Here is a 23,678-nt window from a genome sequence, read left to right on the forward strand (position 1 = left end):
AAAGTTCAAAACAGGGGCTGGAACACGCACCGAAAGAACAGGTCGCCGCTTAAATATCAATGTGACATTACGGAAGCGATTGTTTAGGATGGCCGGCAGAAGGTCAATAGTTTGGCAGAAACAAAATACGCCGAAAAATACAGTCAAAATATTGTCATATTAGAGCGTCAAAACATTTTCCCTTAGTGAGCATGAACGTCCAGACCGCTATGGCCATTGAGGCTGTCGGGTCCATGGAAGTCTACTGAACGTGGTACCCGGAGAGTCTTCAATGAGCAGTGTTATTGCCGTTGTCAAAAGCATTGTTGGTCAGGTTTTCGCCGTATCCCCCGAAGGTATTCGGCGCGTACTCATTGAGGGCGACCGCCTGAATGTGGGCGACCAGTTGGACACCGGCCCTGCCGGCGCCGTCACATTGGAGCTGGCCGATGGCCGCACGCTGGACCTGGGCCGCGACACTCAGTGGAGCGCCAACGCTCCGGACTCCTCCACCGACCTTGAACAGGCCACTGCCCAAGCCGCGCCGTCTGTAGATGAGCTGCAGCAAGCCATCGCCGCCGGCGTCGACCCGACGACCGCCCTGGAAGCCACCGCCGCGGGCCCAACCGCCGCGGGTACAGGTGGCGCCGCCGGTGGCGGCCACAGCTTCGTCGTGCTGGACGCCACGGCCGGCAGCGTCGATCCGACGATCGGCTTCCCGACTGCAGGCCTCGCAGCGGCCGCCGCGACCGACAACAACACCTTGGGTGGCGACACCACCGATACGACGGCCAACGCCGTGCTCAATGCGACCATGAGCCTGAGCGCCACGCCGACCATCACCGAAGCCGGCGGCGTGCTGGTCTACACCGCAACCGTTACCCAGGCGCCACTGACCAACCTGACCGTGACCTTGTCCAACGGTGCGGTCATCGTGATCCAGGCCGGACAACTGACCGGTAGCGTCAACGTACCGCTCGCGCCGAACGACACCGTCTACAACGACCCAAGCCAGATCAGCGTGACCGTTACGGGTACCAGCGGCGGCAGCGGCATCGCCGTGACCGTGCCGACCACACCGGCAGTGACCCAGATCACCGACACCATCGACACCACCACCGTTACTCTGAGCGCGAACAACACGATTACCGAAGGCGGCCAGATCACTTACACCGCCACGCTGACCAACCCAGCGCAAACGCCGGTGACCGTGACCCTGAGCAATGGCGCGGTGATCAACATCGCTGCGGGCGCTACGACCGGCACCGTCGCCGTTGATACTCCGGCGAACGACGTCTACAACAACGGCAGTACCGTCAGCACGACGATTACTGGCGCAACCGGCGGCAACTTTGAGAATCTGGTGCCGAGCACGGCGCTTGCGGTCACCACGATCACCGACTCGGTAGATACCACTACCCTGACGCTGACTGCTACGCCGACCGTAAGCGAGAACGGCACCATCACCTACACCGCTACGCTGACCGGTGCTGACGGCAAACCTGTCACCGCTCAGAACGGTCCTGTGACCGTCACGTTGGAAAGCGGCAAAACCATCACCATCGCTGAGGGCGCAAGCTCGGGCGCGCTCGATGTGCCTGTCGGCAATGACGTCTACCAAGGTCCGACCACCGTGACCGAGTCGATTGCCTCGGCATCGGGCGGCAACCTGGAGGCCATCGCACCGAACACAGCACCGGTCAGCACCGTGGTCAGCGACGTCAACGACACCACTACCGTGACGCTGACCGCTACGCCAACCGTGAATGAAAACGGCACCATCACCTACACCGCCACACTGACCGGTGCTGACGGCAAACCTGTCACCGCGCAGAACGGCCCAGTGACCGTCACCCTGGAAAGCGGCAAGACCATCACCATCGCTGCCGGCGCAAGTTCGGGCGCGCTCGATGTGCCTGTCGGCAACGACGTGTACCAAGGTCCGACCACCGTGACCGAGTCGATTGCCTCGGCATCGGGCGGCAACCTGGAAGCCATTGCACCGAACACCGCGCCTGTCAGCACCGTGGTCAGCGATGTCAACGACACCACCACGGTGACATTGACCGCCACGCCGACCGTTAACGAAAACGGCACCATCACCTACACCGCTACCCTGACCGGCGCCGACGGCAAACCGGTCACCGCTCAGAACGGTCCAGTGACCGTCACCCTGGAAAGCGGCAAGACCATCACCATCGCTGCCGGTGCAAGTTCGGGTGCGCTCGATGTGCCTGTCGGTAATGACGTGTATCAAGGTCCGACCACCGTGACCGAGTCGATTGCCTCGGCATCGGGCGGCAACCTCGAAGCCATCGCACCGAATACCGCGCCTGTCAGCACCGTGGTCAGCGACGTCAACGACACCACTACCGTGACGCTGACCGCTACGCCAACCGTGAATGAAAACGGCACGATCACTTACACCGCCACCCTGACCGGTGCCGACGGGAAACCTGTCACCGCTCAGAACGGTCCGGTGACCGTCACGTTGGAAAGCGGTAAAACCATCACCATCGCTGCCGGTGCAAGTTCGGGCGCGCTCGATGTGCCTGTCAGCAACGACGTGTACCAAGGTCCGACCACCGTGACCGAGTCGATTGCCTCGGCATCCGGTGGCAACCTCGAAGCCATTGCTCCTAACACCGCGCCTGTGAGCACCATCGTCAGCGATGTCGATGACACCACCACGGTGACCCTGACCGCCACGCCAACTGTGAATGAAAACGGCACCATCACCTACACCGCCACCCTGACCGGTGCCGATGGGAAACCTGTCACCGCGCAAAACGGTCCTGTGACCGTGACCTTGGAAAGCGGCAAAACCATCACCATCGCTGCCGGCACAAGCTCGGGCGCGCTCGATGTACCGGTCGGCAACGACGTGTACCAAGGTCCGACCACCGTCACGGAAAGCATCAGTACCGCGACGGGCGGCAACCTGGAAGCTATTGCTCCAAACACCGCGCCGGTCAGCACCATCGTTAGTGACGTCAACGACACCACCACCGTGACGCTGACCGCCACGCCAACCGTGAACGAGAACGGCACGATCACCTACACCGCCACCCTGACCGGTGCTGACGGCAAACCTGTCACCGCGCAAAACGGTCCTGTGACCGTCACTTTGGAAAGCGGCAAAACCATTACCATCGCCGCCGGCGCAAGTTCGGGCGCGCTCGATGTGCCTGTCGGCAACGACGTGTACCAGGGCCCAACGACTGTCACCGAATCGATCAAAGATGCATCCGGCGGCAATCTGGAAGCCATTGCTCCAAACACCGCGCCTGTGAGCACCATCGTCAGCGATGTCGATGACACCACCACGGTGACTCTGACCGCCACACCGACCGTGAACGAAAACGGCACCATCACCTACACCGCCACCCTGACCGGCGCCGACGGCAAACCCGTCACCGCGCAAAACGGTCCTGTGACCGTCACGTTGGAAAGCGGCAAGACCATCACCATCGCTGCCGGCGCAAGTTCGGGTGCGCTCGATGTACCGGTCGGTAATGATGTCTACCAAGGTCCGACCACCGTGACCGAGTCGATTGCCTCGGCATCGGGCGGCAACCTCGAAGCCGTTGCACCGAATACCGCTCCAGTCAGCACCATCGTCAGCGATGTCGATGACACCACCACGGTGACCCTGACCGCCACGCCAACCGTGAATGAAAACGGCACCATCACCTACACCGCCACCCTGACCGGCGCCGACGGCAAACCTGTCACCGCTCAGAACGGTCCGGTGACCGTCACGTTGGAAAGCGGCAAGACCATCACCATCGCCGCCGGTGCAAGTTCGGGTGCGCTCGATGTGCCTGTCGGCAATGACGTCTACCAAGGCCCGACCACCGTCACGGAAAGCATCAGTACCGCGACGGGCGGCAACCTGGAAGCTATTGCTCCAAACACCGCGCCGGTCAGCACCATCGTTAGTGACGTCAACGACACCACCACCGTGACGCTGACCGCCACGCCAACCGTGAACGAAAACGGCACGATCACCTACACCGCCACCCTGACCGGCGCCGACGGCAAACCCGTCACCGCGCAAAACGGTCCTGTGACCGTGACGTTGGAAAGCGGCAAGACCATCACCATCGCTGCCGGCGCAAGCTCGGGTGCGCTCGATGTGCCTGTCGGCAACGACGTGTACCAAGGTCCGACCACCGTGACCGAGTCGATTGCCTCGGCATCGGGCGGCAACCTGGAAGCCATTGCACCGAACACCGCGCCTGTCAGCACCGTGGTCAGCGATGTCAACGACACCACCACGGTGACATTGACCGCTACGCCGACCGTGAATGAAAACGGCACCATCACCTACACCGCTACCCTGACCGGTGCTGACGGCAAACCTGTCACCGCGCAAAACGGTCCTGTGACCGTGACCTTGGAAAGCGGCAAGACCATCACCATCGCTGCCGGTGCAAGCTCGGGTGCGCTCGATGTGCCTGTCGGCAATGACGTGTACCAAGGTCCGACCACCGTCACGGAAAGCATCAGTACGGCGACGGGCGGCAACCTGGAAGCTATTGCTCCAAACACCGCTCCGGTGAGCACCATCGTTAGCGATGTCGATGACACCACCACGGTGACGCTGACCGCCACGCCAACCGTGAATGAAAACGGCACCATCACTTACACGGCCACCCTGACCGGTGCTGACGGCAAACCTGTCACCGCTCAGAACGGTCCAGTGACCGTAACATTGGAAAGCGGCAAGACCATCACTATCGCTGCCGGCGCAAGTTCGGGTGCGCTCGATGTGCCTGTCGGTAATGACGTGTACCAAGGCCCAACGACCGTCACGGAATCGATCAAAGATGCATCCGGTGGCAACCTGGAAGCCATTGCTCCTAACACCGCTCCAGTCAGCACCGTGATCAGCGATGTCAACGACACCACCACGGTGACATTGACCGCTACGCCGACGGTGAACGAGAACGGCACGATCACCTACACCGCTACGCTGACCGGTGCTGACGGCAAACCTGTCACCGCGCAGAACGGTCCGGTGACCGTCACCCTGGAAAGCGGCAAGACCATCACCATCGCTGCCGGCGCAAGCTCGGGCGCGCTCGATGTGCCTGTCGGTAATGACGTGTACCAAGGTCCGACCACCGTCACGGAAAGCATCAGTACCGCGACGGGCGGCAACCTCGAAGCCATCGCACCGAACACCGCTCCAGTCAGCACCATCGTTAGCGATGTCGATGACACCACCACGGTGACCTTGACCGCTACGCCAACCGTAAACGAAAACGGCACGATCACCTACACCGCCACCCTGACCGGCGCCGACGGCAAGCCCGTCACCGCTCAGAACGGTCCAGTAACCGTGACCTTGGAAAGCGGCAAAACCATCACCATCGCTGCCGGCGCAAGCTCGGGCGCGCTCGATGTGCCTGTCGGCAATGACGTCTACCAAGGTCCGACCACCGTCACGGAAAGCATCAGTACGGCGACGGGCGGCAACCTGGAAACTATTGCTCCAAACACCGCGCCGGTCAGCACCGTGGTCAGCGATGTCAACGACACCACCACGGTGACATTGACCGCCACACCGACAGTGAACGAAAACGGCACCATCACCTACACCGCTACCCTGACCGGTGCTGACGGCAAACCTGTCACCGCTCAGAACGGTCCAGTGACCGTCACCCTGGAAAGCGGCAAGACCATCACCATCGCTGCCGGTGCAAGTTCGGGCGCGCTCGATGTGCCTGTCGGCAACGACGTGTATCAGGGCCCAACGACCGTCACCGAGTCGATCAAAGATGCATCCGGTGGCAACCTGGAAGCCATTGCTCCAAACACCGCGCCAGTCAGCACCGTGGTCAGCGACGTCAACGACACCACCACGGTGACATTGACCGCCACGCCGACCGTTAACGAAAACGGCACCATCACCTACACCGCCACCCTGACCGGCGCCGACGGTAAACCTGTCACCGCTCAGAACGGTCCGGTGACCGTAACGTTGGAAAGCGGCAAGACCATCACCATCGCTGCCGGTGCAAGCTCGGGTGCGCTCGATGTGCCTGTCGGTAATGACGTCTACCAAGGTCCGACCACCGTCACGGAAAGCATCAGTACCGCGACGGGCGGCAACCTGGAAGCCATTGCACCGAACACCGCTCCGGTGAGCACCATCGTTAGCGATGTCGATGACACCACCACGGTGACCCTGACCGCTACGCCGACCGTAAATGAAAACGGCACGATCACCTACACCGCTACGCTGACCGGTGCCGACGGCAAACCCGTCACCGCGCAAAACGGTCCGGTGACCGTAACGTTGGAAAGCGGCAAGACCATCACCATCGCTGAGGGCGCAAGTTCGGGTGCGCTCGATGTGCCTGTCGGCAATGACGTGTATCAAGGTCCGACCACTGTCACGGAAAGCATCAGTACCGCGACGGGCGGCAACCTCGAAGCCATTGCTCCAAACACCGCTCCAGTCAGCACCATCGTTAGCGATGTCGATGACACCACCACGGTGACATTGACCGCTACGCCAACCGTGAATGAAAACGGCACCATCACCTACACCGCTACCCTGACTGGTGCCGATGGGAAACCTGTCACCGCGCAAAACGGTCCTGTGACCGTAACGTTGGAAAGCGGCAAGACCATCACTATTGCAGCCGGCGCAAGCTCGGGTGCGCTCGATGTGCCTGTCGGCAACGACGTGTACCAAGGTCCGACCACCGTGACCGAGTCGATTGCCTCGGCATCCGGTGGCAACCTCGAAGCCATTGCACCGAACACCGCTCCAGTCAGCACCGTGGTCAGCGACGTCAACGACACCACTACCGTGACGCTGACCGCTACGCCAACCGTGAATGAAAACGGCACGATCACTTACACGGCCACACTGACCGGTGCTGACGGCAAACCCGTCACCGCGCAAAACGGTCCTGTGACCGTCACGTTGGAAAGCGGCAAAACCATCACCATCGCTGCCGGCGCAAGTTCGGGTGCGCTCGATGTGCCTGTCGGCAACGACGTGTATCAGGGCCCAACGACTGTCACCGAATCGATCAAAGATGCATCCGGCGGCAATCTGGAAGCCATTGCTCCAAACACCGCGCCGGTCAGCACCGTGATCAGCGATGTCAACGACACCACTACCGTGACGCTGACCGCCACGCCAACCGTGAACGAAAACGGCACGATCACTTACACGGCCACACTGACCGGTGCTGACGGCAAACCTGTCACCGCTCAGAACGGTCCAGTGACCGTGACCCTGGACAGCGGCAAGACCATCACCATCGCTGAGGGCGCTAGCTCGGGCGCACTCGATGTGCCTGTCGGTAATGATGTCTACCAAGGCCCAACCACCGTCACGGAAAGCATCAGCACCGCGACGGGCGGCAACCTCGAAGCCATTGCTCCAAACACCGCGCCGGTCAGTACCGTGGTCAGCGACGTCAACGACACCACTACCGTGACGCTGACCGCCACGCCAACCGTGAATGAAAACGGCACCATCACCTACACCGCCACCCTGACCGGCACCGACGGCAAACCCGTCACCGCGCAGAACGGTCCAGTGACCGTGACCTTGGAAAGCGGCAAGACCATCACCATCGCTGCCGGTGCAAGCTCGGGTGCGCTCGATGTGCCTGTCGGTAATGATGTCTACCTAGGCCCAACGACCGTCACCGAGTCGATCAAAGATGCATCCGGTGGCAACCTGGAAGCCATTGCTCCAAACACCGCGCCGGCCAGCACCGTGATCAGCGATGTCAACGACACCACTACCGTGACGCTGACCGCCACGCCAACCGTGAACGAAAACGGCACGATCACTTACACGGCCACCCTGACCGGCGCCGACGGCAAACCCGTCACCGCGCAGAACGGCCCAGTGACCGTCACCCTGGAAAGCGGCAAGACCATCACCATCGCTGCCGGCGCAAGTTCGGGCGCGCTCGATGTGCATGTCGGCAACGATGTCTACACCGGTGCGCCGTCCATCACCGAGTCGATCAAATCGGCCTCCGGCGGCAACCTCGAAGCCATCGGCGTCAATAGCGCCGGCGCGTCGACGGCCGTGGGCGACACTGTCGACAATACCACCGTCAGCATCACCGGCAGCACCTCCGTCACCGAAGGCCAGGCCGCCACGTACACCGTCAGCCTGACGAACCCGGCGCAAACCGAAGTGACCGTGAAGATCGTCTACAGCGGTACCGCCGCCGACGGCTCGGACTTTACCGGCGTCTACACCGTGAAGATTCCGGCCAACGCCACCAGCGCCAACTTCAACGTGGCCACCCTGGACGACAAGATCACCGAAGGCACGGAAAACTTCGTGGTCAAGATCGACTCGGCCACTGGCGGCAACTTCGAGCACCTGGCGGTCAGCGGGACCAACGGCAGCGTCAGTACGTCGATCATCGACAACGATGCACCGCCTGCGCTTGACCTGGATGCCAACGATTCCAGCGGCAAGACCGGCGCCGACTACCAGGTGACCTTCACCGAAGGCACCACCGGTCCGGGCGTGTCCATCGCCGACACCGACCTGAAGATCACTGACCCGGACAGCACCATGCTGACCGGCGCCACCATCGTGCTGACCAACCGTCAGCCTGGCGATCATCTGAACCTGGGCAACAGCGTCAACGGCATCAGCATCAACGCCAACAGCACCGACGGCAAGGTCGTCCTGACGCTGACGGGCAATGCGACGCTGGCCGACTACATGCAGCAGATCAAGAACATCAGTTTCATCAACAACAGCGAAGACCCGAGCAGCGTACCGCGCGTGATCACCGTGACGGTGACTGACGGCGCAAGCTACTCCAACACCGCCACTACCACCGTGAACGTGGTCGGCGTCAACGATGCGCCGGTTGCCACTGGCGGTTCGGTGACCGGTACCGAAGACACTTCGCTGGTGCTTGGCTGGTCGACCTTCGGCGTCAGCGACGTGGACAGCTCCGCCGCCAGCCAGGGCGTGAAAATCACCGGGCTGCCAGGCGATGGCAAGCTGCAGTACCTGGACGGTGCGACCTGGAAGGACGTGGCCAACAACCAGACCTTCACCAAGGCCGATATCGATGCCGGCAAGCTGCGCTTCACGCCAGATGCCAATGAATCCGGGACCAATGGCTACGGTGGCAGCGGCGTGGGCAACCAACAGGCTGACTACACGCAAATCAAGTTCCAGCCTACCGACGGCCAGGCGCTGGGCAACACCGGCACCGTGAAGATCGACATCACGCCGACCGCCGACGCACCGACCCTCAACGTGGCCGGCAACAACGTGACCTCCACTGGCCTGATCAAGGAAGTCTGGACCGGCCTGTCGGGCCTGGGCACCGATGGCAGCGGCGCGCCGTCCGGCACGCTCAAGTCGGTGATCGATGCCGCCGGCACGCCGAACAGCAGCACCAACGTGACCAACGTCCAGAACGACAGCAACGTCAATCCGGGCACCGCGTCGAAGACCTCGGGGCTGATTTTCCTGGAAGCTGGCAAGACCTATACCTTCAGTGGCACGGGCGATGACAGCCTGTTGGTGACGATCGGCGGCAAGGACGTGGCGGGTATCACCTGGGGCGCGGGTGGCAAGCTCAATGGTTCGTTCACCCCGACCAGCAGCGGCTACTACACCCTGGACATCTACCACCACAACCAGACCGGCCCGGGTAGCTATGACGTGAACCTGTCGGTCAACGGCAGCACGCCGCTAGACCTGAGCAGTGCCGGCGTACCGCTCTACACCGGTGTCACCGACCTGACGAACGCCGGGGTCAGCGTTTCCGACCTGCATGGCACCAACGGCGAAGGCTACTACGACGGCTTCAAGCTCAACGAAGGTGGCGAAGGCGGCAGCGTGAACTTGTCGAAGATCACCACCGCGCTGACCGACACCGACGGCTCTGAAAGCCTGAGCGTGAAGATCGGCGGCATGCCGGAAGGCAGCGTGCTGAGCGACGGCGCCGGCCACACCGCGATCGTCGGTGCCAACGGCGAGGCCTCGGTGACTGGCTGGAACCTGGGCAGCCTGAACCTGACGCCACCGACCTACTACAACGGCCAGATCAACCTGACGGTAACGTCGACCTCCACCGAATCCCTCGGCGGATCGGCCGTGACGACCGCGCAGATCCCGGTCACCGTTTACCCGGCGACCTATAACGCCGTCACCGCCACCTCCGGCAGCGACAATGTCACCGGTACCGACGGCAACGACATCGTGGTCGCCGACATCGGCGGCCTGACCGTGGTGCCGGGCGTCAACTACAACATCGCCTTCATGGTCGACAGCTCCGGCAGCATGAGTTCGTCGTCTGTAACCGCCGCCAAGAACTCGCTGACCCAGGTGTTCAACACGCTCAAGCAGAGCCTGGGCAGCAACTCCGGTACGGTGAACATCTTCCTGGCGGACTTCGATAACCAGGTCAACAAGAACGTTGCGGTCAACCTCAACGACCCGAACGCGCTGACATTGCTCAAGAACGTGCTCGACTCGATGGTGTCCGGCGGCAATACCAACTATGAAGACGTGTTCAAGACCACCGCAAACTTCTTCAACAGCACCCAAGCCCTGAGTAATACCGGTGCGAAGAACCTGACGTACTTCATCACCGACGGTGAGCCAACGCGCTACCAGTCCGGCGAAGAAACGAACCCAGTGTTGTACGGCACCGTCAAGCTCGACGACGTCCTGAGCGCGGCCAACTACACCGTCGGCAAGTACTACACCCAGACGATCGACAGCACGCACAAATTCATCATCGAAGAAAATGGGGACATGTACCTGTCCATCAAGAACGGCAAGAATTGGAACGAAAACTACGTCGGCACGGTGCATGCCGAGGGCAACGGTACGTTCGAGTTCTCCAACGTGGACGGCGGCGGGTGGAGCGACGCCTCGGCAGCAGCCGGCTCAACGGCCAGCTTCACCCTGCTCAAAGGCTTGAGCAACGTTGAAGCCATCGGCCTGAACAACGGCGTGACCCTTGACGACCTCAAGCCGTACGACTCCGATGGCAAGCCGCAAACCAACATCGACCCCAAGGACCTGGCCAACTCGATCATCGGCCACACCGAAGCGACGTTGCCAGGTGCCGACACGGTCAATGGCGGCGACGGCAATGACATCCTCTTCGGCGACCTGGTGAGCTTCAACGGCATCACCGGCGAGGGTTACCAGGCGATCCAGTCGTTCGTGGCCCAGCAAAGCGGCGTCGACGTCAGCAAGATCACCACCAGCAACGTGCACCAGTACATCACCGAGCACTACACCGCGTTCGATGTGTCTGGCGCGCATGATGGCAACGACACCCTGCTGGGCGGCGCCGGTAACGACATCCTGTTCGGCCAGGGCGGCAACGACCTGCTGGACGGTGGCAAGGGCAATGACATCCTGCTCGGTGGCAGCGGTGCCGATACCCTGATCGGCGGCAAGGGCAACGACACCCTGATCGGTGGCCTGGGCGGCGATACCTTCGTCTGGAAATCGGGCGACACCGGCACTGACGTCATCAAGGACTTCAAGGCCGGCGACGGTGACCGGATCGACCTGCGGGACCTGCTGCAGGGCGAAACCGGCAGCACCATCGACCACTTCCTGAAAATCACCACGGTCGATGGCGTTTCCTCCCTGCAAGTCAGCACCACCGGCCAGTTCAACACGGCCAACAGCGCAGCGGCGCCGGACGTGACGATCAAGCTGGAAGGCAACAACTGGTCGAACATCAACCTGAACTCCCTCATCACCGGCAGTGATCCGACCATCAAGATCGATCACAACAACAGCTGACGCTGACACAAACCCCGTGGCGAGGGAGCTTGCTCCCTCGCTGTAGGAGCTGCCGCAGGCTGCGATCTTTTGACCTTGGTCTCGTTCTTCGCTTGAGACACCACTGGCCGTGGAAAGAGCGCACCCCAGGAGCAAGCTCCCTCGCCACGGATAAGTGTTCAAACGCCCCCTGGTTGGCCTATGCTGCCCAGCATGACGCCGCTTCATACATGAGGGATGCCCGATGTTTTATGTGCAACGCGATGCACAAGGCCTGCTGGTGCGCGTCGAAGCCACCGCTTACGCCGAGGCCACCGAGACCTTGCCGGCTGACAACCATGAAATCCAGGACTGGTTCGCCAACCAGGCAGTAGAAAACAGCCTCAAGCAGCTCAAGCAAAGCGACCTGGAGATGATCCGGGTGCTCGATGACTTGATCCAGGTGCTGACCAGCAAAGGCGTCATCCGCGTCACCGACCTGCCACCCGCGGCCCAGGCCAAGCTGATGGACCGCAACCAGGCCCGCGAAGCGCTGGGCGGGCTGAGCCGGTTGATCGATGATGATGAGAAGGGGTTGATTTAACACCAGCCTGAGCAGCACAAAAAAACCTGTGGCGAGGGGATTTATCCCCGCTGGGCTGCGCAGCGGCCCTAAAACCCAGCCGCCTCGGTGTGTCAGGCAGTTCACCTTTAAGTATCTGGGGCTGCTACGCAGCCCAACGGGGATAAATCCCCTCGCCACGGGTTTGGAATTGTCTGGGCTGATGCCTTCGCGAGCAAGCTCGCTCCCACCGTTGATGGGTGTTGATTTCGATATTTCGGTTCGACACAGATCAGTGGGGGAGCGAGCCTGCTCGCGAAAGCGGTCTTCAATTCACCACAGGTCTTTCAGATTGTGGCTTGAACCTCAAGCCGATCCATCGCCCGTTCCACCAACAGATGCACCCCATCGGCCATGCGGCTGATCGCCAGGATCACGCTGCGGCGCGAGCCGTCGACGTCATCCGCCAGGTTGGCGGCGATGGCGCTGATGGACAGCAGGTCTTCGGAGGCGTTGGCCAGTAGGGTTTCGGTGTCGATGTCCGGGGCGACCATGAAGAGTTGGGGCCCTTGGGATTTGTTCGAGGTTTGATCGGCGGGTTTGGGGTTGAGGTAGTAGTCGAGGACGCGCTCGGCGGCTTCGTCGAGTTTTTTGGATTTCGAGGATTTGCTGGACGTGTTGCCAGGGTTTTCTGGCGGATTCGGAGTTGCTTTGAACATTTGAGATTTCCTAAACAGTTAAGTGGAAACCGTCACCGTTCGCTTGCACGCGAATGAGGGTGGCGGCCGTACGCAGGTGTGCAAGACCGGGCCTGTTTAGGACACCCGGCAGATCCAAGGATCTCCCGCGTGCAGCCGCCATAAAGCCAGTGGACAGAAAAAAGCCCATGAGCAATGTAGCGTCGCATCCTAAACAGTTTCTTCGGACTTGCACGTCCGTGTCACCGTTTTTTCGGTGACAAACCCAGACTAGCCATCAGATGGACGCAGGACAAGTTCACCAACTTCGCTAGAACTTGAAGGAAATCTCCTAGGACCTGGCTTTTAGGGGGGATCCATTTCTGCGGTAACGGCTGCTGGCGGTTCCGCTCTTACAGCGGGTCACTTTTTTCAGACGCCAAAAAAGTAACCAAAAACGCTGTGCCCCACCACTCGGCACCTCGCCTAGGCGAGGTGTTCCCTCACTCCGGCATTGCTTCGTGGGCCCGCCGCGATGGGCCATCCATGGCCCTGCGCGGCTATCCCGGCATCCATGCCGGGATGCCCACTGCGCAACGCCTGCGTTCGGCCAGCGTGGTTAACGGGGCGTTCCAGATCAAGATCAAGATCAAAAGCAGAGCAAGGGCAAGGGCAAGGGCAAGGGCAAGGGCAAGGTGTCTGCCAGCATTTATTTAGCTGAACCACCGCTATCGCGAGCAAGCTCGCTCCCACATCGGATTTCCAGCAGCAGCCCGATGCAGGTTTGCCGCAAATCCTGTGGGAGCGAGCCTGCTCGCGAAGAGGCCAGTGCATTCACATCTTCATCGACCGTTCGATTGTCTTCGCGAGCAGGCTCCCACAGGGCAAACGCGGTCTCACCAAAAACCAGATCGGCCATCAAGCCGCCTCGCTTTTGCTTTTGCTTTTGCTTTTGCTTTTGCTTTTGCTTTTGCTTTTGCTTTTGCTTTTGCTTTTGCTTTTGCTTTTGCTTTTGCTTTTGCTTTTGCTTTTGCTTTTGATCTGCCAGGCCCCGTTAACCACGATGGCCGAACGCAGGCATTGTGGAGTGGGCAACCCGGCATGGATGCCGGGTTAGCCGCGCAGGGCCATGGATGGCCCATCGCGGCGGGCCCACGGAGCAATGCCGGAGTGAGGGCATGCCGAGCCCTGGCGAGGCACCGAGTGGTGGGGCCAAGCCTTTTTGGTTACTTTTTTGGCGTCTGAAAAAAGTGACCCGCCGTAAGGGCGGAACCCTAAGCCGCCGTGACCGCAGCAACGGATATGTACCCAGTCAAAAATTAGCCAACAAGCCTCACCCCCAACGCCGAGGCTCACCCACCAACTGCCCCTGCACCCCAAACAACCCCATCTCCCGAATCACCGCCAACTCCCCCTCCGTCTCCACCCGCTCAGCAATCAATGGCAGATCAATACTGTGGGCAGCACGCTGGATAGCTTCAATGAACAGACGCTTGTCGCTCTCCTGATCGATGGCCCGGATGTAACTACCGTCAATCTTCAGATAAGCCAACCCCAGCCGCGACAAGTTACCAATCATGCTGAACCGCCCACCAAAGCGCTGCAGGCTCAGGGAGAAACCAAGCTCGCGCAACTGCCGGGTCAATTGCTCCAGCACCGCTTGCTCGGGCAGTTGCTCTTCACCGATCTCCAGCGTCAGGCGCGACCCAAGGTTGGAATGCGCCCGCAGTATTTCAAAAACCTTGGCCAGTGCCTGCGAATCGGCCAGCGTGGCGGAAGACAGGTTCAACGCCAAGGACTGCTCGTGCCCAGCCATCTGCTTGAGGACCTGTTCGAGCATCAGGCGATCCAGTCGCGCGGTCCAGCCAAAGCGCTCCAGCCAAGGCAAGAAACGCCCGGCGGGGATCGTCTGGCCCTGCTCGTCCAGCAGCCGCGAAAGCACCTTGTAATGCAGCACCACCTGGGTGTCCTGGGCGGCCACCACAGGCTGGAAGTACAGCTCGAAACGTTGATTGTCCAGGGCCCGGTCAAGCAGGTTGTGCCAGGCATGGTGATCATCGCCGACGCTGGCCGATGCGCTGTGATCCAGGCAGGCCCAACCCGGCTCGCCCTGGCTTTCGGCCTGGGCCAACGCCTGGTCGCCGAGCTGGAGCAGCGCTTGCGGCGAGTCACCGTGGACGAACGGCGCCAGCCCGATGGAAGCCACCGTTGCCACGTCCGTCGCACCGGTGGCATGCAGGCTCGCCAACGCCGCTTCGAGGTTTTGCGCCAGTTGCAGCGCCTCCTCGCGCACCAGCCCAGGCGCCAGCACGGCGAACTCACCACCGCGAATGCGCGTCACCAGGTTATGGGTTTCCGGGTACCGGGCGCACTCACGCAATAATTGCTCACCCACGGCCTTGAGCAACTGGTCAGTGCGCTGCCCGCCCAGCCGCTGGTTCAGACCGGCGAGGTCCTTGACCCGCAACAACAGCAGATAACCGGAGCTGGCCTGCTCGGGATTGCTCACCCGTGCATGCAGCTGCATCTCGAAATACCGCCGGTTGGCCAATCCGGTGAGGTTGTCCTGGTACGACTCGATCCGCAGTTTTTCACTGCGCTCGGCCTGTTCCTGGAACAGCGCCTTGAGCTTCTCGACCATCTGGTTCATCGCCTGCACCACCCGGCGCAGTTCAGGGGTGCGTGGCAGCTCCGGCAGGCTCAGGAATTCGCGCCGGGCGATGGCATGGGACTGGTGCACCATGTAGTCCAGCGGCTTGAGCTGGCGACGCAGCAGCAAGGCCCCCAGCACCGCGCTCACGGCGCCGCACAGCAGCAGCCAGCCCAGGCTGCCCAGGGCGCTCTGCCACAGCTTGGCGAGGGCGAACATCGGGTGGCTGACCACTTCGACCCGCGCCGCCTGCTCCCAACCGCGGCTGACAATCGCGTCGCCGCCGGCCGGCTCCAGGCCAATGAGCTGGATGAACCACTGTGGGACGTTGCCGGCGTCAGGGGTACCGGTGCGCTCGACCAGGGTCTTGTCGGTAGCCACGTCGACCACGCGGATGCTCGCGTAGTAGCCGCTGTCGAAGATCGAGCTGACCATCAACTCGACCATCGCCGGGTCGTCGATGTTCGGCGTCAAGGACAGCGCCAGTGCCGTGGCTGCGTCCTGGGCGTGGGAGCGCAACTGGTTGACGTACTGGGCCCGCGAGCTCTCCAGGCTGACCATGAAGCTGCCGCTGAAGGCAACCACCAGGAACAGACAGATAGCGATCAACAGCTGTTTGAACAAGGACATCTGAGCGCGCGCTCCTAGTTAGTCGTCTCGACCGGAAAACCTTCGGCCTGCATTTTCTTCAACACATCCTGCCACCGCGACAGGCGCTTGGTATCACTCACTTTCTTGTTGCCCTTGGTGCCCGGCAGCCACAGTCCCTCGGCGTTGAAGGAGTAGACCGGGAGCAAGTCGGTTCGCTGGCTGGCCGGCAGGATGCCGTCGATCAGGCTGTCGAGTACCAGCGGCATCGCCTCAGGGGTGGCGTAGTAGGTGAGCACCATGTGCGCACGGTTCTGCCGCAAGGCCTTGACGTAGGTGATGCGCAGCTTGTCACTGGAAACGCCGAGGTGGCGCAGGCTGAAGTACTTGGCAATCGCGTAGTCCTCGCAATCGCCTGCGCCCTTCCACAGCGCCTGGATCGGGGTTTCCCAGTAATCGACCTCCCGCCACAGGTCGATGTCTTCCACGTAGCGCACCTTCTTGTTGAAGAACAGGTTCACCACCTTGAGCTGTTCCAATTCCGGAATCTGCTTCTGCGTCGCCAACAATTCCTGCCATGCATCGATCCGCTGCTGCCCTTCACCCAACGGTCCATATAATGCTTGCGCCCGCCGGCTGATCTGCGCAAAGTCCCAATCGGCCTGCAGGCCACCCAGCATCAGGCCCGCCAGCAGCAATGCCGAGCACAGCCAGCGCAAGGACCTGAGGACTGGGAAAGGTGCAGCCAAGGGAAATGCGTCCGAAAAGGGCGGTTGGAAAATTCGTTGGATGGTGAAGCCTGGCCCGGCAAAAGACAATGGCAGGTTGCAATCACCGCAAGCAGACTAAACTCTAGTTCAGGAACCGGCGCCGCGAGATTTTGACGGCTTGGCAATCTGTAACTAATGTTGGCTTGGATCCAATTTTCGTTACTACCAGTCAGGTGTTGTCGTGACACAGAAGCCCAAACCGTTAAGCACTATCCAGGTCAACGGCCCCATTCCCGCAGCCCAGGCGCGCTCGATCATCGAAAGCGCCCTGCGCGAGGCCATTCTCGACGGACGCCTGCCCAGTGGCACCGCTGTGCGCCAGCAGGAACTGGCGGACCTGTTCGGCGTCAGCCGCATGCCGGTGCGCGAGGCGTTGCGTCAGCTCGAGGCGCAGTCGTTGCTTACGGTGGTCCAGCACAAGGGCGCCGTTGTGGCGCCGTTGATCACCAGCAATGCGGTCGAGACCTACGCCCTGCGTTCGGTCCTGGAAGGCTTCGCCCTGCGGCTGTCCATCCCGCTGCTCGACGACAACGACTTGGCCATGGCCGGCCAATACATCGAACAGCTCGAAGGGCAGACCAATTACGCCGAGATCGCCAGGCTCAACCGCTTGTTCCACATGTCGCTTTACCACAAGGCGCCCAATGCCAAGCTGCTGGACCTCATCGAGCGAGAACTCAACGAAGAAGAACGCTTCCTGCGCTTTCACCTGTCCTCCATGGGCCTGGGCAAGCTGACCCAGGATGACCACCGCGCGATGCTCGCCGCTGCGACAGCCAAAGATATCGATCAAGCGGTTCTTCTGCTCGAAGCCCATCTGGAGAAAGCCTCCGTCACCATGCGTCGGCACCTGGAACGTTAATCGAGTCGCCCTCCAGCGCCGGCCATCTGGCCGGCGCAGTATTTTCTTACACATCCTTCCCACACCCGGATTGCCTAGCCACTACGGCCCGGCCGCGATTGCGTCCCGTCGCAGCATCAGTCCAATGGAACTGCTGTCGATTTGGGCTCACTCTTGCGCTTGTCGATTCAAAAATAGACCTGAAGAAGTCAGCGCCCGGTGGTAGCCAGGCGAATCGAAGCCATTACGCAAGGAGCGTCGCCCAACTGGCGGAAGGCCCGGTAGTCCGACCGGCACCCCGCCCTTAAAACACTTACTTCTTATTCCCTGATCCCTGAAGTGCTCCGAGTGAGGCATTCACTCGAAACATTCGATTCTGATAGTTATAAATCGGAAGGAGCAACTTCGCCCCAATAAAACTTTAATTAAAAGTTTTAACTTACCTCTTCGCGCCCAATAAAACAGCAACTTTAAATAAGTAAAAAATAACTTGCAGAGCCTTTAAGTCTTGTACTAATTTTTCACTCGCCGAATTGTTATCGGCCATTACCACCCCGACAAACCGCGCCTATCACAGGCGTAGCGACCCGAAACGCGCAATAACCAGACGTATTGAAAACCATGGACTCCGGTTCAAGTACTTGCTCGCCCCTTGAAAAGCAGGCAAGCAACTTCCGGACAAAATCATTGATGAGGGACGTTCCAATGCAGCCAACCAAAGAACAACTATCTCTGAAAAAACGCGAACTTGGCCAACACCCGGTTTTTTCCGAAATAACATCAATTGACCTGTTGCGCCGCTTTATGGAAAGTCATGTTTTCGCCGTTTGGGACTTCATGTCCCTGACCAAGCGCCTGCAGCGGGAACTGACCTGCGTACATCTGCCGTGGCTGCCACCGGCCGACCCGCACGCCGCGCGACTGATCAACGAAATTGTCCTGGGCGAAGAGTCCGACGACCGCCCCGGCGCGGGCTATTGCAGCCATTTCGAGCTGTACCTGGACGCCATGCGCGAGGTCGGCGCGGACACCCGGGCGATCGAACGATTCATCGCCCTGCAGCAAGAGGGCGTCAGCCCCGACACAGCGCTGGACAGCGTCGAAGTCGAGCCCGCCGCCGCGCAGTTTGTGCGTCAAACGCTGCACACCGCCCTGCACGCTCCGGCCCACAGTGTCGCCGCCGCGTTCGTGCACGGTCGCGAGAGCGTCATCCCGCAGATGTTCCAGCGCATGCTGGACGCCTGGGGTATTGGCCTGGACCAGGCGCCGACGTTTCGGTACTACCTGCAACGGCACATCGAGGTGGACTCCGAAGACCATGGCCCGGCGGCGGAAAAACTGCTGGCGCGGTTGATCGACGGCGATCCGCAACGCGAACGCGAAGTCCTGGCGGCTGCCATTGCCGCCGTCCACAGCCGTGCGGCGCTGTGGGATGGCCTGCGCCAGAGCATGGCCCAGCCTGTTGCGCAGGTGACGCCATGAACGCCATCCAATACCAATCCTTCGCCGACGCCTGGGAAAGCCGCGCCACCATCCGCACCCGGCCACGGCGCCGGGTCGAAGACGACGACAAGTTGATCTTCCCCATGAGCCGACAGCCGCTGGTGCACAGCCAGACCTTCCTGAGCCATTGCCCGCAGTTGCGTGATTTTGTCCTGGTGCAGAGCCTTTATAAATTCATCAACGACGTGGTGATTTTCGAGACCGAGCTGGTGGACCACACCGCCCGGCGTATCGCCAAGAATCGCTTCGGCATCGAGTTTCCGTTCGCCTGTCGCTACGACGCGATGACGGTGGTGGTGGATGAGGATTACCACGCCTTGGTGGCGATGGATTTCATGCAGCAAACCATCGACATGACCGGCATTACGCCGATCCCGCTGCCCCAGCAGATCGAACTCAGCCGCGCGATTCCCGCCACCCTGGCACGGGCGCCGGCGCATTTGCTCAGCGCCGTGGAACTGATCTGCATCGCCATCGCCGAGAACACCGTGACCAACGAAGTGGCCGCCTTCGCCCGGGACGATTCGGTCAAGGCTTCGATCAAGGGGTTGATGGCCGATCATCTGCTGGATGAGGGCCGCCATTCCGGTTTCTGGACACGGCTGGTGCAGATTTACTGGCGCACCGCGCCCGAAGAAGACCACGAGGCGATTGCGCGGTTGATGCCAGGGTTCATCACCGATTACCTGGCGAGCGATCTGCAGCAGGCCTTCGATTTCGAGCTGATCAGCCACTTGCCCGTCGACGAATCGGTGCGCCAGTCATTGCGCGAAGACGCCAGCGCGCTGGCTTATCCGATCAATCGTTTCCACCCATTGGTGGGCAATATCACCCGTTTTTTCCGTGGCAGCTCGATGCTCGCGTCCCCCTGCGTGCGCGACGCCCTGGCCGATTACTTGACCCCATGAGGACCTTTCAATGAGACGCCTCGAAATAGCACTGTCTGGCAACAGCCAGGCCATGGCCGAACTGGCCCGGGAACTTGAGGAACATGGCCATGGCGTCGTGAAGGCGCCGGCCGGCGACGGCACGTTCGACCTGTTGATCGACGACGGTACGGTGCCATGCGCCCTCGGGGCCCGTTTCCGCCTTCAGGTGCGCGTGGTACTCCAGGCCTTGCCCGGCCACGCGCTGCCACAACCGGTGGTGGTTTTTCGCGACGGCGCGCAGCGGATTCTGCTTCAGGACGTCATTCATGCGCAGGGCTGCGGCAACGGTCAGTCGTTGCGTTTGCGCGCGATGACGGCGGTGGTCGAGCATGCCGCACAGCTGGTCAGCCAGTTGTCGCGCGATGAGCACTGCTTCGACCAATGGCCGGCGACACGGGATGACGCTGCCGGCCCCGGGCACGGTCTGGACGTGCTGGAGCCGCTGGCCTTCGAACACCGCTTCAATCAGCCGTCGGTCCCCTGGCTGCTGGCCGCCGCCGAAGTGCCGGTGATGCACGACATCGAGCAGCGCATGCTCGATGACGCAACGCAACCCGCGCTGTGGGTCGAAGGCCAAGCCATCGACTACAAGTCCTTGCGCGACTCGGTGCTGCGAATTCAGCAGGCCATGCAGGAAAGCCTGCGGGGAGCAACCGATCGCCCACGGGTGATCGGCGTGTGCCTGCCAAAATCGGCGCCGCTGTACGCGGCCATCCTGGCGGTGCTGGGGTGTGGGGCGGTGTACCTGCCGCTGGACCCGCAACACCCGGCGCAACGTCGGCGCTTCATTCTGGAAAATGCCAGGGCGGACCTGTTGGTCCACGACGGCAACAGCGATCTGGATGAACTGTCGATACCCACGCTGAACGTTCATCGACTGCCATCGTCGAGGCCGGCCATTCCTGCCTCGACGATTCGCCGGATCGTCAACATCGACGAACCGGCCGTGGCGATCTACACCTCCGGCACGACCGGCCAGCCCAAAGGCGTCTTGCTCAGCCATCGCAACCTCAGCCATTTCTGCGCCTGGTACAGCGACTACGTCGGGCTGCGGCGAGACAGCCGTGCGTTGCAGTTTTCCACGATCAACTTTGACGCGTCGTTGCTGGACATGTTGCCGACCTTCATCCAGGGCGGGCTGTTGGTCGTGCCCAGCGAAGATCAGCGCCGCGACCCGCAACAACTGCTGGCGTTGATTCGTGAGCAGCGTGTCAGCCACGCCTTCCTTCCGCCTGCGCTGTTGAGTGTCATGCCGCTGGACGCGCCCTTGGGGCTGGCGCACCTGATCACCGGTGGGGATGTCTGCGAGCCGTACGTGATCGAGCGACTGGCGCCGCAGTGCCGGTTCCACAACATCTACGGCCCGACGGAAACCACGGTGTTGGCAACCACCCGGCAGTTCGCGGTGGGCGACAACAACCGCAACCTGGGCGTGCCCATCGCCAATGGACAGGTGTTGATTCTCGACGAACAACGACAACCGGTCCCCGACGGTACCCCGGGTGAGTTGTACATCGCCGGGCCCGGTGTCGGCCTGGGGTACCTGAACGATCCGGTGCTGACCGCCAGCCGTTATCTCGACCTGACGCTGCCCACCGGGCAGACGCTGCGGGTCTATCGCACCGGTGACATCGGCCAATGGACCGACAACGGGATCGAGCTCTGCGGCCGTCGCGATAACCAAGTGAAGATCCGCGGCTTTCGCGTCGAGCCCGAAGAGATCGAACATTGCCTGCGCGACCGTCAGTTGTTTCGCCAAGTGGCGGTGGGTGTCGATGAGCGACGGCGGATCCTGGCGTTCCTGGCAGGGCCCCTGGAGGATCAACCCGGCGCCGCGCTCCAGGCCTTGCGAGCGCATGTGCAAAACACGTTGCCCAACTACATGCACCCGGCGGCCTACGTCGAACTGCCCAGCCTGCCCTATACCAGCAACGGCAAGGTCGATCGCCGTGCGCTGCTGGCCACGGCGGGGTCGGTCCAGGCTGTCGGCCAAGGACGCCAGCCGCAAAACGCACTTGAAACGCAGCTCCAACACCTATGGGCCGAGCTGCTGGAATTGCCGGTGGAGGACATCGCCACCGACGAAAGTTTCTTCAACCTGGGTGGACATTCGATCCTGCTGTCGCGACTGCTGTTGAGCATTCGCCAGACATTCGGGCGCAGCCTGTCGATCAATCGCTTCATCGAGGCGCCGACGCTGGTCACCCTGGCGAAGTTGCTCGACAGCCCTGGGCAAAGTGCGGCATCGACCCTCAGTCCCCAGGCGTTCATCGACGCCGAAGCCGAGCTCAACCTCGATCCGCTGCCCATCAGTCAGAGCGGTGACGTGCACAAAGTGATCGTCACCGGCGCCAACAGCTTTCTCGGCGTGCACATCGTCGAGGCGTTGCTGGCGTGGGGAGCCACGGAAGTGGCGTGCCTGGTGCGTGAATCCGCCGAGCAAAGCGCAGCCGAACGCTTCGCCCAGGCCCTGCGGGAAAATCACCTGGAGCATTTGGACTTGAGCCGGGTCAGCGTTCATGCCGCCGACATCACCCAACCACAACTGGGTTTGCCGGACGCCATCTATCAGCGCATCGACAACACTTTCGGCGCGTTGGTGCACAACGCCGCCCACGTCAATCATGTGCTCGACTACGAGTCCCTGGCGCGGGACAACGTCGAACCGATCTTCGAATGCCTGCGCCTGTGCGAAGGGCGCAGCAAGAAGATCTTCAACTTCGTCTCGACGTTGTCGGCCTCCAGCGCCCTGGACGCCGACGGCCAGGTGCTGGAACTACCGGCGGCCGAGACACCGCCGATCTACATCAAGAACGGCTACAACCTGTCCAAGTGGGTCGGCGAGCGGATCCTGCAGCGGGCCCGCGACCTGGGCGTGCGGGTCAATCTGTTCCGTCCCGGCAACATCAGTTTCAACAGCCAGACCGGGGTCTGCCAGCCCCACAAGAACCGCTTGATGCTGATGCTCAAGGGCTCGATCCAGCTCGGCCAGGTGCCGGCCCTGTCGCTCAATTTCGACCTGATGCCGGTGGACTTCCTGGCCCGCTTCATCGCCTTCCATGCCAGCCGCTACCAACCCCATCAAGCCGTGTTCAACCTGCACAACCCCGAGCCGCTGAGCTGGGACGCTTACGTCGCGTCGTTTCGCGAGAGTGGCCGGGAGTTCTCCCTGGTGAGCGTCGCTGACTGGCAACGACAACTGGCGCGGGTCGATACCGACAATGCGCTGTTTGGCGTGCTGGGTTTCTACCTCAACGGCTTCGAGGAAGACATTGGCGACATCTCGCTGATCCGCCATGACAACGCCCGGTCCGGCGTACGGCAGATGGGCGCGCGCTACCCGGAAAAATCCCCGGCCCTGCTACGCCGTGGTGCCGACTACCTCAAGGCCATCGATTTCATCTGAAGCATCCCAACCCAACGCAAG

Annotated in this window: 11 protein-coding genes; 6 read left to right on the forward strand and 5 right to left on the reverse strand. The window is 61.4% G+C overall.

Annotated elements, in window-relative coordinates; all coding sequences use genetic code 11:
• The first annotated feature begins 271 nt into the window (after positions 1-271).
• Entirely contained in the window at positions 272-11,773 is an 11,502-nt protein-coding gene (locus M8Q45_RS23825) for a LapA family giant adhesin (RefSeq protein ID WP_249876637.1), read from the forward strand.
• Between the two features lie 223 nt (positions 11,774-11,996).
• Positions 11,997-12,335 carry a hypothetical protein gene (locus M8Q45_RS23830; RefSeq protein WP_014335964.1) on the forward strand — a complete coding sequence of 113 codons (339 nt, stop codon included), beginning with the start codon at positions 11,997-11,999 and terminating at the stop codon, positions 12,333-12,335.
• Positions 12,336-12,640: 305 nt separating this feature from the next.
• Here the strand turns inward: M8Q45_RS23830 and M8Q45_RS23835 are convergent, their stop codons facing one another.
• The 5 genes from M8Q45_RS23835 to lapG form a co-directional block, all read right to left on the reverse strand.
• The gene (locus tag M8Q45_RS23835) at positions 12,641-13,012 is read right to left on the reverse strand and encodes a DUF6124 family protein (protein ID WP_249876638.1); all 372 of its coding nucleotides are present in this window, start codon (positions 13,010-13,012) and stop codon (positions 12,641-12,643) included.
• Between the two features lie 667 nt (positions 13,013-13,679).
• On the reverse strand, positions 13,680-13,889 hold the full coding sequence (locus tag M8Q45_RS23840) for a hypothetical protein (protein WP_249876639.1): 210 nt from the start codon (positions 13,887-13,889) through the stop codon (positions 13,680-13,682).
• Positions 13,867-14,112, reverse strand: coding sequence for a hypothetical protein (locus M8Q45_RS23845; protein ID WP_249876640.1), 246 nt, complete (start codon positions 14,110-14,112; stop codon positions 13,867-13,869). The genes M8Q45_RS23840 and M8Q45_RS23845 overlap by 23 nt, the downstream gene beginning before the upstream one ends.
• A gap of 191 nt (positions 14,113-14,303) precedes the next feature.
• Complete coding sequence (gene lapD / locus M8Q45_RS23850) at positions 14,304-16,250, reverse strand: cyclic di-GMP receptor LapD (RefSeq protein WP_249876641.1); 1,947 nt, start codon at positions 16,248-16,250, stop codon at positions 14,304-14,306.
• Between the two features lie 14 nt (positions 16,251-16,264).
• Positions 16,265-16,957 (reverse strand): cysteine protease LapG, encoded by a 693-nt coding sequence (gene lapG / locus M8Q45_RS23855; protein ID WP_249876642.1) that lies wholly within the window; start codon positions 16,955-16,957, stop codon positions 16,265-16,267.
• A 202-nt stretch (positions 16,958-17,159) separates the two neighbouring features.
• Between lapG and M8Q45_RS23860 the strand changes: the two genes are divergently transcribed.
• The 4 genes from M8Q45_RS23860 to M8Q45_RS23875 all read left to right on the forward strand — a co-directional run bounded on the left by M8Q45_RS23860 (position 17,160) and on the right by M8Q45_RS23875 (position 23,657).
• Positions 17,160-17,840, forward strand: coding sequence for a GntR family transcriptional regulator (locus M8Q45_RS23860; RefSeq protein ID WP_249876643.1), 681 nt, complete (start codon positions 17,160-17,162; stop codon positions 17,838-17,840).
• 684 nt (positions 17,841-18,524) lie between these two features.
• On the forward strand, positions 18,525-19,301 hold the full coding sequence (locus M8Q45_RS23865; RefSeq protein ID WP_249876644.1) for a DUF3050 domain-containing protein: 777 nt from the start codon (positions 18,525-18,527) through the stop codon (positions 19,299-19,301).
• Positions 19,298-20,230, forward strand: coding sequence for a diiron oxygenase (locus M8Q45_RS23870; protein ID WP_249876645.1), 933 nt, complete (start codon positions 19,298-19,300; stop codon positions 20,228-20,230). Before M8Q45_RS23865 ends, M8Q45_RS23870 begins: the two co-directional genes overlap by 4 nt.
• Positions 20,231-20,240: 10 nt before the next feature.
• Positions 20,241-23,657, forward strand: a complete 3,417-nt coding sequence (locus tag M8Q45_RS23875; RefSeq protein WP_249876646.1) for a non-ribosomal peptide synthetase — start codon at positions 20,241-20,243, stop codon at positions 23,655-23,657.
• Positions 23,658-23,678 lie beyond the last annotated feature (21 nt).

Origin of the sequence: Pseudomonas sp. T1.Ur, assembly GCF_023516725.1 — a bacterium.
Classification (GTDB): domain Bacteria; phylum Pseudomonadota; class Gammaproteobacteria; order Pseudomonadales; family Pseudomonadaceae; genus Aquipseudomonas; species Aquipseudomonas alvandae.

Bases quoted from the DNA above. Each gene is read 5' to 3' on its own strand.
- M8Q45_RS23825 (WP_249876637.1), top strand. From the start codon at position 272: ATGAGCAGTGTTATTGCCGTTGTCAAAAGCATTGTTGGTCAGGTTTTC.
- M8Q45_RS23830 (WP_014335964.1), top strand. From the start codon at position 11,997: ATGTTTTATGTGCAACGCGATGCACAAGGCCTGCTGGTGCGCGTCGAA.
- M8Q45_RS23835 (WP_249876638.1), bottom strand. From the start codon at position 13,012: ATGTTCAAAGCAACTCCGAATCCGCCAGAAAACCCTGGCAACACGTCC.
- M8Q45_RS23840 (WP_249876639.1), bottom strand. From the start codon at position 13,889: ATGGCCGATCTGGTTTTTGGTGAGACCGCGTTTGCCCTGTGGGAGCCT.
- M8Q45_RS23845 (WP_249876640.1), bottom strand. From the start codon at position 14,112: ATGGGCCATCCATGGCCCTGCGCGGCTAACCCGGCATCCATGCCGGGT.
- lapD (WP_249876641.1), bottom strand. From the start codon at position 16,250: ATGTCCTTGTTCAAACAGCTGTTGATCGCTATCTGTCTGTTCCTGGTG.
- M8Q45_RS23865 (WP_249876644.1), top strand. From the start codon at position 18,525: ATGCAGCCAACCAAAGAACAACTATCTCTGAAAAAACGCGAACTTGGC.
- M8Q45_RS23870 (WP_249876645.1), top strand. From the start codon at position 19,298: ATGAACGCCATCCAATACCAATCCTTCGCCGACGCCTGGGAAAGCCGC.
- M8Q45_RS23875 (WP_249876646.1), top strand. From the start codon at position 20,241: ATGAGACGCCTCGAAATAGCACTGTCTGGCAACAGCCAGGCCATGGCC.